This is a genomic window from Acinetobacter baylyi DSM 14961 = CIP 107474, assembly GCF_000368685.1.
Taxonomy (GTDB): Bacteria; Pseudomonadota; Gammaproteobacteria; order Pseudomonadales; family Moraxellaceae; genus Acinetobacter; species Acinetobacter baylyi.
Genome location: NZ_KB849627.1, coordinates 263,953 through 278,687, shown reverse-complemented (window position 1 = coordinate 278,687; position 14,735 = coordinate 263,953). Strand labels below are relative to the sequence as shown.

The window sequence follows — 14,735 nt, the reverse complement described above, 5'->3', positions numbered from 1 at the left end:
TATTATGTCACTACGACATAACATGACGCGCATAATTCAAAAAATTTAATCATCATTATATGACCACGACTGCTCAAAATTCTGATCATTTTCTTGTTTAAACCGATGAATCTGTCGTCGATCTTTTTTAGAAGGACGATGATCTGGTCGGGCTAAATTATGCAATTTTCTTTGCGAAGCAATCAACTCTCTTTTTGCAATACTAACTTCAGTTTCATCATAGAGCTGTTGTGCTATAGGTGCAGGTCCCCGCATATTAGATAATGCTTTTACAACAACAGTTTTTCTTTCAAAGCCTTGCTGAATGGTCAATTCCATTCCTACCCGAATTTCTTTGGAAACTTTAACACGTTCACTATTGTGGTGAACTTTTCCGCCTTCGATGGCTGCTTTAGCTATAGAACGTGTTTTAAAGAAACGAGCAGCCCATAGCCATTTATCAACTCGCATAGAATCAATACTATGTTCTTCATGTTGCTGTCTAGACATCAAAATCCTTATAAATTGAAAAAGTGCAAACAGAATCTATTTTGATAGTATCAAGATAGAAGATGCAATATAGCTATTAATATAGGGACTCTTTGCTAGGTTTCAACTCTTATTATGATGCTGATTTTAGCCAATATCATTCATTTTTTGGTGCTTAAAAAGAGGAGTGAATTAAGAAATGTAAGTATAAAAAGTTAAATTAATCTGACTCAAAAAATTAAAAAGCCACGTGAGTGGCTTTACTTAGGGCTTATAACATAGAAATAAATGACCAAGCTCATTAATGATAGTGAAGTAACAAGTAAATATGTATTGACTGTATTGAAACTTTTTAAAAATTTGATCAAATCCATACCAGTGCGATCCAACCTCTTATTGCTAATGATTTAATATGTATGAATATTAATGTAAAAATGTGATTCTTGTCACAAGATTTTGTTTAATTGTTGTTTGGATATGTATTTTTTTAATAGATTTTTTGTATAAAAGCTTGATTTCTACTCTTGATTTATATTATTGGATCCAATCGAAAAATAGATAAGATAATCTTCATTCAACAATGTTTAAAAATTTGAATATAATGATCTCTTGGAAATAGGGCTTGTATTAACCATGTTTATTCAGACTGATCAATCAATAACAGGTAATTTAATTAATCAATTATTGCCGATTTTAGAGCAAGCTTCTAATTTGTTAAATAACGAGTATGAAAATTATATTTCAGGAAATCAGTTAGATATCCAAAAAAAAACAGATGAATCTCCTGTAACGCAAGCTGATCTTAAAATAAATCATTTTCTAGTAACAGAGTTGGCCAGAATAACACCTGATTACCCTGTATTATCTGAGGAAGGTGACAATACTCAGCGATGTTCATGGAATATTTGCTGGATGTTGGATCCTTTAGATGGGACAAAAGAGTTTATTCAGCAAAGAGATGAGTTCACTATCAATCTGAGTTTAATCGAAGATTCATATACTTCATTTTCTGTGATTGTTGTTCCGCGTGAGCAACAGATGTATATAGGATATACACATGAATTGCCGTATAAATATCAGTTTAATTCTAAACAATGGTGGCGATATCATCATTCAATTGAGAGCCTGAATAATACGATTCAAGTTGGACTAAGCCATCGAAGTAAGAGTAGTAAATATCAAAAATTTATAGAGTACTTAGAGAGTGACTATAAGATTGTTTGTCGTGAGGCTGGGAGTGCTTATAAATTTTGTATGATGCTAGAAGGTAAAATTGATTTCTATCCGAGATTTCATCCAACATCTGAATGGGATACAAGTGCTGGACAGGCATTGCTGGAAAGTATTGGGGGAGGCTTAGTCTCTTTAAACGGTATTCCATTTAAATATAATGTACGTACCACCGTTTTAAACCAAGGCTTCATTGCGTATTCAAAATCTGAGTATAGGCATTTGGTATTGGAGCTATTACAACAAATAGATTTTTCAAATTGAGAGTTGTGCGCTGTATGATATAGTGAACTAACCAATAAAAATGATTTATAAATATCATGAGTTTAAAACTACTCCCGCCAAGTATGTTGCAAGCAATTGATTTGCTACCAGATAGGCACATACCTGTTACTTTGTTTACACGCCACTCTTTGCGTGAGTTGGTGAATGGTCAGGGATTGGCAGGATATGATTTACAGCTTACAGCTCCAGGCCGTGAACTGGCACAGGAATGGGGCTCTTACTTGATTGCCAATACAGATCGTATGATCCAACACTGTATATCTAGCCCTATTCAGCGGTGTATCGATACCGCTGCCTTGATGATAGAAGGCGCTGATCAGATCAAAACTCATTCCAATACACATACGATTGAAATTGTTGAACAGGGTTTATTGGTCGAGCCTGGAAGTTTCGTTTTGGATATTAAACAGGCTGCACCTTATTTTCGTCAGCAAGGTGCTTTGGGTTTTATAAATAGCTTTGTAAATAATGCATTGCCAGGTATGAAGCATCCAATTACTGGAGTATTCGACGTATTGGAGCTAATTTATGAAACACATCCTACATCTTCTGGTGGCTTAAGTCTGGCTGTGAGTCATGATACGATTATTGCTGCAATTCTGGCTGTAATTGCTGGGCGAACCCAAATTGATCAGGATGACTGGCCTGCCATGATGGAAGGGTTATTCGTATGGTTTGAAGGGGATGATTTTATTGGTAGTCGGCTTAAATGGATATGGCGCGGTGAAGTGAATCAGCTAAATGTCAGTGACTTTATTAATGAAAGTTAAAATAAAAAATACTTAGCAATAAAAAAAGCCCTGAAGGGCTTTTTTTACTTTGCTAACTTAGTTAGAAGCTAATGCTTTAACTTGAGCATTTAAGCGGCTCTTATGACGAGCAGCTTTATTTTTGTGGATGATGCCTTTATCAGCCATACGGTCAATTACAGGAACAGCTTTTTTATAAGCTTCTGTAGCAACAGTATAATCACCAGCAGCAATTGCATTTACAGTACGTTTGATGTAAGTACGAACCATAGAACGCAAACTTGCGTTATGTTTGCGCGCTTTAACGTTTTGACGCGCACGTTTTTTTGCCTGAGCAGAGTTTGCCACTCTTGCACTCCTTGAAATTTGGTTGGTCTGGGCGGGCTGAAGTTTTACTGTAAATAAATAAAACAATCACCAGCCCGTAAACAAGTGGCATATTTTGATGAATTGGGGCGGGTAAGTCAAGTCTTGAGATGTTTTTGCAACGTTTTTGATGCTGATAAATTGATAAGAACGCGGTAAATTAACATCAAAATACTTAGGATGCATAAAATATGACATTTACAAAAAATAAAGCACTGGTTATTGGTGCAACTGGACTGGTTGGAAAATCTTTAGTGGAGCAATTGCAGGAAGCTTCAGAGTTCGATGCTATCACCGTTATTGTTCGTCAGGAACTTGATGAATTTAAGTCTTTTTCAAAAGTGCAGCAATTTGTGCTGGAAGATTTTCTATTACTCAATGATCAGGATGTAAATGGTTATACCCACGCATTTAGTTGTTTAGGTTCTACCATAAAAAAAGCGGGATCAAAGCAAAAATTTTATGCAATTGACTATGAAATCAATGCGCATTTTGCTGATCTGATACAGGATAAGCAAACACATTTGTTACTGGTGAGTGCTTTAGGCGCGAATTCTTCCTCTATCATCTTTTACAACAGGGTGAAAGGACAACTTGAAGATTATTTGCAAACACTCGCATTAAGCAAACTCTCGATATTTCATCCATCTTTGCTGATTGGTGAGCGTCGTGAGCAGCGTATCTTAGAAAATGTAGCTCAAAAAATATTTTTAGTCGTCAAAGATGTGATTAAGAAACCATTTCGCTATAAACCTGTCACGGCACAACAATTGGCTCATACCATGGTTGTCGCTGCAAATACGCAAATGGAAACATTTAAGGTTTATGATAATTTAGCGATACAAACAACATAATTGGAAATGAAAAACATGACAACGACTGTACCTTTTGTGACTTGTGATTTACTTGATGATCATACTGATAAAGATATTCAAGTGCTTACGCCATCACTAGATGGACGTTTTTTTAAAAGTTATGGCGCTCGAAAAATATTTTCAGGCCAAATCGTAACAGTAAAGTGTTTTGAGGATAATTCACGCGTTAAAGAGCTATTGGCAACAGATGGCACAGGTAAGGTCTTGGTAGTGGATGGTGGTGCATCCATGCGCTGTGCGCTCATGGGAGATATGATCGCCGAGTCTGCTGTTAAGTATCATTGGGATGGTGTTGTAATCTATGGCTGCATACGAGATGTGGACGCTTTGGCTGAGCTAGATCTGGGTATACATGCATTGGCAGCCATTCCACAAAAAAGTAATCGTCAGGGCATAGGAGAAGTGGGTGTAAATCTGTATTTTGGTGGTGTTACATTCCAGGCAGGTTGTTATATTTACGCTGATAACAACGGGATAATCGTATCAAAACAAAAATTGATTGATTAAATAACTTTTAAAATGCAGGAAATAAAATATGGTGATTCATCAAATTAAGATATTACAATCAGTTGCCACAAGTATCGTTGAAGGTGGGCGCGGGGTGACTGGAACACCTTTTCCAAATCAGCCTGACAAACCACTAAAATTATATGAATTTGAAGGGTCACCATTTTCTCGTCGTGTTCGGGAGGTACTTACTTTACTCAATCTGGATGTAGAAATTTATCCATGTCCTAAAGGGGGGCAGAAATACCGTGCTATCGTCAAAGAAAAAGGTGGAAAACTTCAATTTCCTTTCTTGATTGACGAAAACACAGGAGATCAGCTCTATGAATCTCAGAAAATTATTCATCATTTATTTAAGCATTATGGTAAGACGGGTCATACACCAGAAAAATATCAGCATTATCCTAAAATACCAGTCATTGGATTGATTGCAACTTTACTCAACGCTGCCCGTGGAGTATGGGTGAATAAAAAAATTATTCATCGTGCCGCACCAGAGCAGCTATTAGAGCTATGGAGTTTTGAAGCAAGCCCTTATTCTCGTGTTGTACGTGATATTCTAACTGAGCTTGAAATTCCTTATGTTTTGCATAATGTCTCGAAAGAGCGTTGGCAAGATATGGGGCCTGCAATCCTACGTTTGAAACCTGGCCCTTACATTCCTCTAGCTGGTGGGAAGCGCGACAAAATGTTGCCTATGATGCAGGGTAAAATGCAAGTACCTTATTTAGTTGACCCGAACACAGGTATTCATTTATTTGAGTCTGCCCAAATTGTCGCTTATCTTAAAAAACAATATGGTGAGGTTTAGCAGCCATCTCTATATTTGGAAGCATATTGTCATCAGGAGGCATTCATATTCAAAGTGAATGCTTTTTTTATATATTAAAAAATTTAATCTTTCAAAAGCAATATGTTAAATTAAGATAGCAATATATTTTTCATAGGTTAATTCCATGACAATTACTCGTATTCAACCAGTCACTAGTCATCCTGGTGAAAATGCCTTGTTTATCGTATTAGGATTGTCTTTAACTGAAAATGTAAAAGAAAAAATAATTGATTTTTCAGCTAATTTTTCAGCATTGACGCGTAGTTTACGTAATCGATTTCCTAAAGATAATTTCAATGCAGTCATGGGGTTCAGTTCAAATGCATGGGATATGTTATTTGAGGGGCAACCTAAGCCACATGAGTTGGTGACTTTTAAAGAGATCAAAGGCCCCAAATATACGGCTGTCTCGACACCTGGTGATTTATTTTTCCATATCCGTGCAGAACGGCAAGCATTGTGTTACGAATTAGCCAGTATTATTTATGAACAATTAAAAGATTTGACACATCCTGTCGATGAGGTTCATGGTTTTCGTTATTTTGATGGAAGGGCCATTTTAGGATTTGTAGATGGTACTGAAAATCCTGAGCCTGAAATTGCAGCAGAATATGCTTTAGTCGGCTCTGAAGATCCTCTTTTTGCTGGGGGGAGCTATGCATTTGTACAAAAATATATGCATGATATGGATAAATGGCGCAGCTTGAGTGATGAAGAACAGGAAAAAATTATTGGGCGCAAAAAATTTGATGATGTTGAGCTGGCTGATGATGTTAAACCAGGTACAGCACACAATAATGTCAGTAAAGCTTATGATGACCAAGGGAATGAGCTTAAAATCATGCGTGCCAATATGCCATTCTCTAATCCAAGCAAAGGTGAGTTTGGAACATATTTTATTGGTTATGCCAATAAGTTTAGTACAACGCGCCAAATGCTCGAACATATGTTTTTAGGTAATGCAGATGGTCATTTAGACCGCTTATTAGATTTTAGTACTGCATTGACAGGAACCTTGTTTTTTGTACCAACAGTCGATTTTCTAGATGATTTGGGTGATGATTAATCATCTCAATATGATGATAGTTTTAGAGAAAATGATGTATGTTTAACAAGTTGAAAGGTTGGTTTGACCGTTCAAACCCCGATGCAGAATCATTATATATGCAGGAGCAGAATATTTATCTGGATGCGGACAAAGGCTATGTTGTAGATGGAATTGTGCTCAACCAAGAGCTTTCTGAACGACTAGATTATTTTTCTAATCGTAAATTAAACCGTTTTGATAATTTAGAGCAACTTTATCTGAAATCGATACTGATCAATGAAAAAATTGATCTTGAAATTGCAACAGGTAATTATCTGAAGCGTTTAAATAATAATGAAGAAAATTTAAAGCAGTTTAAACATTTGATTGAAAAATTAAACCAATATTATCGAATGTTTAAACGAGATAAGTAAGGAATTGAGGGGTATGTGCATGTTAAGATAATTGACATGTCTTTCATCTTCTATACAAGCTCAATGTTCCAACAACAAATCTCAGAACTCAAATTAAAGCAGTTAAAAGCAGGTGAAAAACGCTGGATAGGTTCATTATTTGGATCTTCTGGTGCGCTTCTATTTAAGGAAATCGTTCAACAGCATACGACTTTATTGGTAATCGTTACACAAAATAGTCAACATCTTGCTCAACTCGAAAGTGAACTAGAATTTTATGGGGTAAAGCCCACGATCTTCCCAGACTGGGAAATTCTCCCTTATGATCGATTGTCGCCTCATCAGGATATTGTTTCTGAACGTTTAGCGATTCTTTCAAATATGCCTCAAACCGGCGTGTTGCTTATTTCGGCGTCTACACTGGCACAGCGTGTTGCTCCTATAGGTTGGGTGTTGGGTGAGCATTTTGATATTCAGGTTGGACAAAAGCTTGATCTAGAAAAAGAAAAATTACGTTTGATTCAGGCAGGTTATCATTTGGTTGATACTGTCTATGACCATGGAGAATTTGCTGTACGTGGCAGTATTATGGATATATATGCTTCGGGACAGGAACAACCTATCCGTATAGATTTATTTGATGATGAGATCGATACGCTCAAGTTCTTCGACCCTGAAACGCAGCGAACGACTGAAAATTTAAAGCAGTTTAGGATATTACCTGCCAAAGAATTTCCGCTTAAAGAAGGTCGCTCTATATTTCGAGAACGATATGCAGAAGCCTTTCCTACTGCAAACCCGAAGAAAAATCCAATTTATCAAGATGTACTGGATGGAATTGCCTCACCAGGTGTTGAGTTTTATTTGCCTTTATTTTTTGAAAAAGGGCAGATGGAAAGTCAAAGTTATTTTACAGCATACTTACCTAGAAATTGCATTGTCATTACAAATGATGCGCTAGATGAAAGTCTAACTTCTTGTTGGAAGGATGTTGTTCAGCGTTATGAAAGTCGCAGACATAATATTGACCAGCCCATATTGTCGCCTGAGCATCTATTTTTGATGCCGAATATGGTGTTGGAGCAGCTTAAACAATTTCCACGTATACATGTATCTTCAGAAATTATTGCAGAACGTGTAGGTGGAATTAATTTACCAGTATCACAACCTGTAAAGTTGGCCGTTGATCCTAAAAAAGAACACCCTTTTGAAGTTGTTACAAAGTACATTAATGAGGTCAATCATCCTGTTCTTTTGGTCGCAGAAAGTGCAGGACGTCGTGAAAGCTTAAAAGATGCTTTAAGGCCAAGTTTGGGAGACATCCCAAATGTGGAAGGCTTTGATGCTTTTGTAAAGCAACAATATGCGATTGCCATTACCAATGCGCCATTGGACCGAGGTCTGGTGTTGAGCAGCCAGCTTGCGGTGATTTCAGAAAACCAGTTATATGAACATCGAGTTGTACAACGCCGTCGTAAGCGTCAGCAAGAAGTCTCAGAAGAGTTTCTGATTCGTAGTTTAACGGAACTTAGTATTGGTGCCCCTGTTGTACATATCGATTATGGTGTTGGTCGCTATGCAGGGCTCATTACACTTGAGATTGATGATCAGGATCACGAATTTTTGCAATTAGACTATGCTGATGCGGCTAAAGTTTATGTGCCAGTCACTAATTTACACCTAATTAGTCGTTATAGTGGCGGCGACCCAGATTTGGCACCATTACATAAGCTTGGAACAGATGCGTGGAGCAAAGCCAAAAGAAAAGCACTGGAGCAAATTCACGATGTTGCAGCTGAATTATTGCATATTCAGGCACGCCGTCAGTCGAAACCAGGTTTTGCTTTTGAGCTCGATCAAAGCCCATATATGCAATTTTCAAGTGGTTTTGCTTATGAAGAGACACTTGATCAAGCCAATGCAATTGAAGCGACATTGCACGATATGCAACTTGCAAAACCGATGGATCGTCTGGTATGTGGTGATGTTGGTTTTGGTAAAACAGAAGTTGCGATGCGTGCTGCATTTTTGGCAGTACAGAATAACAAACAAGTTGCAGTATTGGTTCCAACTACCTTGCTGGCGCAGCAGCATTACGAGTCATTTAAAGACCGTTTTGCAGACTGGCCTATTCGGATAGAAGTACTATCCCGATTTGGTTCAAATAAAACCCATCAAAAAAATATTGAAGATTTGCAGACAGGGAAAGTGGATATTGTGGTAGGAACTCATAAACTGTTACAGGAAACAGTACAGTTTCATGATTTGGGATTGATGATCGTGGATGAAGAGCATCGTTTTGGTGTACGCGATAAAGAGCGAATCAAAGCCATGCGTGCTGATGTTGATATGCTAACCTTAACTGCAACGCCAATCCCAAGAACGTTAAATATGGCATTCTCAGGTATGCGGGATTTATCCATTATTGCAACGCCGCCAGCACGTCGCCTGGCGGTTAAAACATTTGTACAAGAGCATACAGATGATTCGGTAAGAGAGGCGATTTTGCGCGAGCTGTTACGTGGTGGACAAGTTTATTTCCTGCATAATGAAGTAGATAGCATAGAACGTACAGCAGAAAATATTCGTAATTTAGTTCCAGAAGCGCGTGTCGCTGTTGCGCATGGACAGATGCGTGAGCGTGAATTAGAACAAGTGATGCAACAGTTTTATCATAAAGAATATAATGTTCTGGTCTGTTCAACCATTATCGAAACTGGGATTGACGTTCCAAATGCCAATACGATTATTATGGAACGTGCAGATAAGTTAGGACTGGCACAATTACATCAATTGCGCGGACGTGTAGGGCGCTCGCATCATCAAGCTTACGCATATTTGTTGGTGCCTTCAATCAAACATCTTAAAGGCGATGCTGAAAAACGTCTGGATGCCATTCAGCGCGCATCAACACTGGGGGCTGGCTTTATGCTGGCGACTGAAGATTTAGAAATTCGTGGAGCAGGTGAATTACTGGGTGAACAGCAGAGTGGTTCGATGCAGGCAATTGGTTATAGTTTGTATATGGAGATGCTTGAAAAAGCGACTAAGGCTATTCAAAAGGGCAAAACGCCAAACTTTGATGCGCCATTGTCTTTAACCGCCGAAATCAATTTGCATATGCCTGCTTTAATTCCAGATGAATATTTAGGCGATGTACATCAGCGTTTGCTGTTTTATAAACGAATTAGTAACACAGATACGCAGGAAAAACTGGATAACATTCGAATGGAGCTAATAGACCGTTTTGGAACGCTTCCAGTATCAGTAAAACAATTGTTCCATGTACATCAGTTAAGGTTACAAGCAGAAGAGTTGGGAATCACTAAAATTGATTTGAACAGTCAGGGGGGATATATCGAGTTTTCTCAAGATACTCCTGTTCAGGCGATTAGTATTATTCAGCTCATGCAAAAACAACCCACATACTATCGTATGGAGGGTGGTCAGCGTCTAAAGGTTACAGTGCAGTTGCAAGAATACGATAAACGAATTCAGTTTGCGCACGCGTTATTATCAAAACTAATTCAGGAGCTACATTCTTATTCCTGAATAAGTTTAAAAGTGTAAATGATTGTTTTTATGACATCTGGGTTAGGCTTATAAAGAATGACATGACTTGATATAGAGCTTTTCATTCTTGAGCGAAACAGACAATAATTGAATAAAATCATTGTTATTTGTAAGTAAAGACAAGGCTAATAATATTCACATCATGACTGATGTGGTAGTATTAGCCATCACTATCATTGCGTCATTTATAAAGATATGTTTAGTTTGCATCCACAACTTGCTCAAGATACTTTTTTTGTAGGCGATTTCCCGCTTTCAACATGTCGTTTAATGAATGATATGCAATTTCCTTGGCTCATTTTGATTCCGCGTGTACCTGGGGTATCTGAGTTATATGAATTAAGCCAAGCCGATCAAGAGCAGTTTCTAAGAGAGTCAAGCTGGTTATCAAGCCAATTAGCGCGAGTGTTTCGTGCAGATAAAATGAATGTTGCAGCTTTAGGTAACATTGTTCCTCAATTGCACTTTCATCATGTTGTTCGTTATCAAAATGATGTTGCTTGGCCTAAGCCAGTATGGGGGACGCCTGCAATTCCATATTCCAATGATGTATTGGCACATATGCGTCAGACTTTAATGCTTGCTTTGCGTGGACAAGGTGATATGCCATTCGATTGGCGTATGGACTAAGTTCATCTGTGCTGCATATGGAATTATGCAGCTTAAAACTGTGTTGCGGAGGATAGGGTGCTCACGAGATTTATTGAAAGAGGGCCTCAGCAGTTTATTTATTTCCATCGAATGATGGGATATTTTATTCTGTCCTTGCTTATTGTGATTTATTCCTTTACTTCTGCACATAGTCAATATCAAATTTATGTTCCAATTTTCATTGTTATACTTGTTCTTTTAATACCCAGATTAAATCGTGTATTCGAAGCAAAATTTGATAAAAAGATAACACGTAGTATTTTTTTCTTAATCGATACCTTTGTGGTATCAATTGTTCTTGCGGGTGTCCACCTCAGTCTGGTACTTACATTTATTATTCTTTTTGCATGGATTTATAGTGCAATTAATAGTCGGATTCCATTTGTTGTTATGTCACTGGCTGTATTATCAGGCATAGCATGCTTTTATTTTCATACTTTTTTCGTATTTGGTTTTCAAGGTTATTTAGCCAATACCAGCCAAGAATTAACCGTAATTAGCTTAATTTGTCTGATTATTTTTATTAGTATGGGTAATTACTATCAACATATTTATATAGAAAGAATAAAACAGTTGCGTCAAGATTATTATAATCAGATGACACGTTATATGACTTTTGCTAATCAATTGAGCCGCTATGCACCATTGCAGTTATGGCAGTCGATCATGCGTGGTGAAGCAGAAGCAAAAATTGAATACAAACGTAAAAAACTCACGGTATTTTTTTCTGATATACAAGGCTTTACAGAGCTTTCGGAGTCTTTAATTCCCGATGATTTAGCGTTCTTGTTAAATGATTATTTAAGTCATATGACTGAAATTGCAAATCAATATGAAGCAACCATTGATAAATTCATGGGCGATGCGATTCTAATTTTCTTTGGTGATCCAAATTCTCAGGGTGTACAGCAGGATGCTGCATCATGTGTAGAAATGGCAATAGCTATGCGCCAACAAATGAAGTTATTACGCGAACGATGGAAAAAAATGGGTTATCCTGCATTAAATATTCGTATGGGCGTAAGTACAGGATATTGTCACGTTGGAAACTATGGTGCGACTTATCGTATGGCTTATACCATTGTTGGGCGTGATGTAAATTTGGCTGCCAGATTACAATATGCAGCAGAGGTCGATGAGATTCTTATTTCTGATGAAACGTATCAATTGATTAAAGATCAATTTCTGTGTGCACCCAAAGCACCTATTTATCTTAAGGGGATTCAAGGTGCTGTAAAAACATGGCAGGTTTTGGAAAAATATACAGGAAATCAGGAAGATTTACAGCAGTGGTTTGACTACGAATATAAAGGTTTCCACCTTTTACTTAATCTTGAAGAAGTACAGCGTTTTGAATACTCGGAATTGGTTGAAGTCATGGAAAAGATGATACATCGTATTCAGGCGCAACAAGCAATGACCAATGATAAAGGAATTGTAAAATTATCTATGAAAGATGAAGTCAAGCTTGCACAGGGTAATTTAAAATCATAAAAAAGCCTTCTATAAATAGAAGGCCTGATAAGATGAGACAATTAAAAGTTAATGATTTTCAGATGCATGATTAATCGTATACTTTGGAATCTCAACTTCAAGATCTTCATCTACAATTTTGACCTGACAAGATAAACGTGAATCAGGCTCAAGTCCCCAAGCACGATCAAGTAAATCTGCTTCGACATCATTCATTTCTTGAAGACTGTCAAAACCTTTACGAACGATGACATGGCATGTGGTACATGCACACGACATATCGCAAGCATGTTCAATTTTAATACCATTGGCGAGAAGGCTTTGGCATAAGTTTGCATTTTCTTCTACTTCAAACTCAGCACCATTTGGGCAAATTTGTGTATGCGGAAGAACTTTAATACGTGGCATAGGAATTCACCTGTTTATTTCTGTGAGTCTGACCAATCTTCGAGTTTTGTACCTTTTAAAGCATGATCAATATGTTGATTCATACGCAAAGCGGCAAATTCATCGCTATGGATTTTTAACTGTGCTACAGCGCGTTCAATCTGATCGATATCATTTGATTGAAGTTGCTGTTGTAATTGATCTTTGGCAGTATGAAGTGCTTGTAACTGCTGGATATCAAGCAAACCTGCATCATTTTTCAAAGCTTGTTCAAGGGCTTCGAGTTCCCGTTGAGCTTCAACTTTGGTTTCTTGTAAATGACGTAAGTTCTTATCTTCTTCGGCGTGCTGAAAACCTTCCAGTAGTAAACGCTCTGTGTCAGTAGCAGATAAACCATAAGATGGTTTGATATCAATTTGAGCTTTGACACCAGATGTGGTTTCCTGAGCAGATACTGTCAATAAACCATCCGCATCGACCTGAAATGTGACTTCTATTCGAGCTTGGCCTGCTGTCATGGGTGGAATGCCATGCAAAACGAAACGACCTAATGAACGACAATGTTCAACCAGATCACGTTCGCCTTGGACAACATGAATCAGCATGGCCGACTGACCATCTTGATAGGTCGTAAATTCCTGACGACGAGCAACAGGGATTGCTGTATTACGTGAAATCAATCGCTCTACCAGCCCGCCCATAGTTTCTAGACCGAGAGAAAGGGGTGTTACATCCAACAATAAAGAACCGTCTTGTGAATTACCAATTAATTGATTAGCCGTAATAGATGCACCAATGGCTACTACTTCATCTGGATTGATTGTGCAAAGAGGCTCTTGATTAAAAACTTGGCGTACAACATTTTGAACAGCATAAGAACGTGTTGAACCACCTACCAAAACGACTTTTTCAATTTCATCAAGGCTAAGTTTTGCATCACGAAGTACACGTTTGCATACACTAATAGTTTTGTCTAAAGCAATTTGGATAATGCTTTCAAAAGTGTCACGATTCAATTCTAATTTGTGATCAAGTGCTTTGAAATAAACAGACTGCTGTTCTGAGAGTTGTTCTTTGGCTGTACGCGCTGCAACTAAAAAGGCAGCATATTCATGATCATCTAGTGACTCAATATGAAGTTGCTTTTTAGCCCATTTCACTATCAGACGGTCAAGATCATCACCACCGAGTGCTGTATGACCACCAGTGGCTAGAACTTCAAAAACTCCTTGAGAAAATCTCAAGATTGAAACGTCAAATGTTCCACCGCCCAAGTCATAGATGACATAATTACGATCTGAACTGAGTTGGTTTTCTTGATCTAGACCATAAGCAATTGCAGCAGCTGTGGGTTCATTGAGCAAGCGTAGAACATTCAAGCCAGCAAGCTGTGCGGCATCACGGGTTGCCTGACGTTGTGCTTCATCAAAATATGCAGGTACAGTAATCACTGCACCATTAATCGGATTTTTTAAACTTTCTTCGGCTCTAATTTTGAGCTGATTTAAGATAGCAGCCGAAATTTCAACAGGGGTCTTGCGACCTTGTGCAGTTTCAAAAGCTGGCATTTCATTGTCATTGCCAACCAGAACATAAGGATGTTGGAATTTGATGTCTGCTTTAGAGCGTCCCATAAAACGTTTGACAGAAATAATGCTATTTTTCGGATCTGTCGTAATAAATGGTTTGGCATCATCTCCATATTCGATAGACTGTTCAGCATAATGAACAATCGAAGGAAATAACACACGACCTTTCTCATCCTGTAATACTTTAGATTGCCCAGAAAGTACGGTAGCAACTAAAGAATGTGTTGTCCCGAGATCAATACCGATCGCAATGCGATGTTCGTGAGGGGCACTTGATTGACCAGGTTCAGCAATTTGCAAGAGTGCCATG

The 14,735-nt window shown here is 37.9% G+C and carries 14 protein-coding genes; 10 read left to right on the top strand and 4 right to left on the bottom strand.

Annotated features, from left to right (window positions below; translation table 11 throughout):
* Positions 1–45 precede the first annotated feature (45 nt).
* On the bottom strand, positions 46–489 hold the full coding sequence (locus tag F952_RS08355) for an RNA-binding S4 domain-containing protein (RefSeq protein WP_004925636.1): 444 nt from the start codon (positions 487–489) through the stop codon (positions 46–48).
* Positions 490–1,101: 612 nt separating this feature from the next.
* Between F952_RS08355 and F952_RS08350 the strand changes: the two genes are divergently transcribed.
* Entirely contained in the window at positions 1,102–1,962 is an 861-nt protein-coding gene (locus F952_RS08350) for a 3'(2'),5'-bisphosphate nucleotidase CysQ (protein ID WP_004925631.1), read from the top strand.
* 56 nt (positions 1,963–2,018) lie between these two features.
* Positions 2,019–2,753 (top strand): phosphoglycerate mutase family protein, encoded by a 735-nt coding sequence (locus tag F952_RS08345; protein ID WP_004925629.1) that lies wholly within the window; start codon positions 2,019–2,021, stop codon positions 2,751–2,753.
* A gap of 57 nt (positions 2,754–2,810) precedes the next feature.
* Here the strand turns inward: F952_RS08345 and rpsT are convergent, their stop codons facing one another.
* A complete protein-coding gene (gene rpsT, locus F952_RS08340) occupies positions 2,811–3,080 on the bottom strand; it encodes a 30S ribosomal protein S20 (protein ID WP_004925626.1) in 270 nt (89 codons plus the stop codon).
* A 209-nt stretch (positions 3,081–3,289) separates the two neighbouring features.
* On the opposite strand from rpsT, the gene F952_RS08335 reads away from it, so the two are divergent.
* The 8 genes from F952_RS08335 to F952_RS08300 all read left to right on the top strand — a co-directional run bounded on the left by F952_RS08335 (position 3,290) and on the right by F952_RS08300 (position 12,470).
* On the top strand, positions 3,290–3,952 hold the full coding sequence (locus tag F952_RS08335) for a Rossmann-fold NAD(P)-binding domain-containing protein (RefSeq protein WP_004925623.1): 663 nt from the start codon (positions 3,290–3,292) through the stop codon (positions 3,950–3,952).
* Between the two features lie 15 nt (positions 3,953–3,967).
* Positions 3,968–4,480, top strand: coding sequence for a ribonuclease E activity regulator RraA (rraA, locus tag F952_RS08330; protein WP_004925622.1), 513 nt, complete (start codon positions 3,968–3,970; stop codon positions 4,478–4,480).
* A 28-nt stretch (positions 4,481–4,508) separates the two neighbouring features.
* On the top strand, positions 4,509–5,291 hold the full coding sequence (locus F952_RS08325) for a glutathione S-transferase N-terminal domain-containing protein (RefSeq protein WP_004925619.1): 783 nt from the start codon (positions 4,509–4,511) through the stop codon (positions 5,289–5,291).
* Between the two features lie 145 nt (positions 5,292–5,436).
* Positions 5,437–6,378, top strand: coding sequence for a Dyp-type peroxidase (locus tag F952_RS08320; protein ID WP_004925616.1), 942 nt, complete (start codon positions 5,437–5,439; stop codon positions 6,376–6,378).
* Between the two features lie 38 nt (positions 6,379–6,416).
* Positions 6,417–6,773 carry a hypothetical protein gene (locus tag F952_RS08315; RefSeq protein WP_004925613.1) on the top strand — a complete coding sequence of 119 codons (357 nt, stop codon included), beginning with the start codon at positions 6,417–6,419 and terminating at the stop codon, positions 6,771–6,773.
* Positions 6,774–6,836: 63 nt separating this feature from the next.
* Complete coding sequence (mfd, locus tag F952_RS08310; RefSeq protein ID WP_026056963.1) at positions 6,837–10,304, top strand: transcription-repair coupling factor; 3,468 nt, start codon at positions 6,837–6,839, stop codon at positions 10,302–10,304.
* A gap of 216 nt (positions 10,305–10,520) precedes the next feature.
* On the top strand, positions 10,521–10,955 hold the full coding sequence (locus F952_RS08305) for an HIT domain-containing protein (protein ID WP_004925607.1): 435 nt from the start codon (positions 10,521–10,523) through the stop codon (positions 10,953–10,955).
* A gap of 111 nt (positions 10,956–11,066) precedes the next feature.
* On the top strand, positions 11,067–12,470 hold the full coding sequence (locus tag F952_RS08300) for an adenylate/guanylate cyclase domain-containing protein (RefSeq protein ID WP_197535390.1): 1,404 nt from the start codon (positions 11,067–11,069) through the stop codon (positions 12,468–12,470).
* 48 nt (positions 12,471–12,518) lie between these two features.
* Here F952_RS08300 and fdx read toward each other — a convergent pair whose 3' ends face one another.
* The gene (gene fdx / locus F952_RS08295; RefSeq protein WP_004925603.1) at positions 12,519–12,857 is read right to left on the bottom strand and encodes an ISC system 2Fe-2S type ferredoxin; all 339 of its coding nucleotides are present in this window, start codon (positions 12,855–12,857) and stop codon (positions 12,519–12,521) included.
* A 14-nt stretch (positions 12,858–12,871) separates the two neighbouring features.
* Positions 12,872–14,734 carry a Fe-S protein assembly chaperone HscA gene (gene hscA / locus F952_RS08290; RefSeq protein WP_004925600.1) on the bottom strand — a complete coding sequence of 621 codons (1,863 nt, stop codon included), beginning with the start codon at positions 14,732–14,734 and terminating at the stop codon, positions 12,872–12,874.
* Position 14,735: the final 1 nt, after the last annotated feature.

Bases quoted from the DNA above. Each gene is read 5' to 3' on its own strand.
- rraA (WP_004925622.1), top strand. From the start codon at position 3,968: ATGACAACGACTGTACCTTTTGTGACTTGTGATTTACTTGATGATCAT.
- F952_RS08315 (WP_004925613.1), top strand. From the start codon at position 6,417: ATGTTTAACAAGTTGAAAGGTTGGTTTGACCGTTCAAACCCCGATGCA.
- hscA (WP_004925600.1), bottom strand. From the start codon at position 14,734: ATGGCACTCTTGCAAATTGCTGAACCTGGTCAATCAAGTGCCCCTCAC.
- F952_RS08335 (WP_004925623.1), top strand. From the start codon at position 3,290: ATGACATTTACAAAAAATAAAGCACTGGTTATTGGTGCAACTGGACTG.
- F952_RS08345 (WP_004925629.1), top strand. From the start codon at position 2,019: ATGAGTTTAAAACTACTCCCGCCAAGTATGTTGCAAGCAATTGATTTG.
- F952_RS08350 (WP_004925631.1), top strand. From the start codon at position 1,102: ATGTTTATTCAGACTGATCAATCAATAACAGGTAATTTAATTAATCAA.
- F952_RS08300 (WP_197535390.1), top strand. From the start codon at position 11,067: ATGATGGGATATTTTATTCTGTCCTTGCTTATTGTGATTTATTCCTTT.
- F952_RS08325 (WP_004925619.1), top strand. From the start codon at position 4,509: ATGGTGATTCATCAAATTAAGATATTACAATCAGTTGCCACAAGTATC.
- mfd (WP_026056963.1), top strand. From the start codon at position 6,837: ATGTTCCAACAACAAATCTCAGAACTCAAATTAAAGCAGTTAAAAGCA.
- F952_RS08305 (WP_004925607.1), top strand. From the start codon at position 10,521: ATGTTTAGTTTGCATCCACAACTTGCTCAAGATACTTTTTTTGTAGGC.
- F952_RS08320 (WP_004925616.1), top strand. From the start codon at position 5,437: ATGACAATTACTCGTATTCAACCAGTCACTAGTCATCCTGGTGAAAAT.
- F952_RS08355 (WP_004925636.1), bottom strand. From the start codon at position 489: ATGTCTAGACAGCAACATGAAGAACATAGTATTGATTCTATGCGAGTT.
- fdx (WP_004925603.1), bottom strand. From the start codon at position 12,857: ATGCCACGTATTAAAGTTCTTCCGCATACACAAATTTGCCCAAATGGT.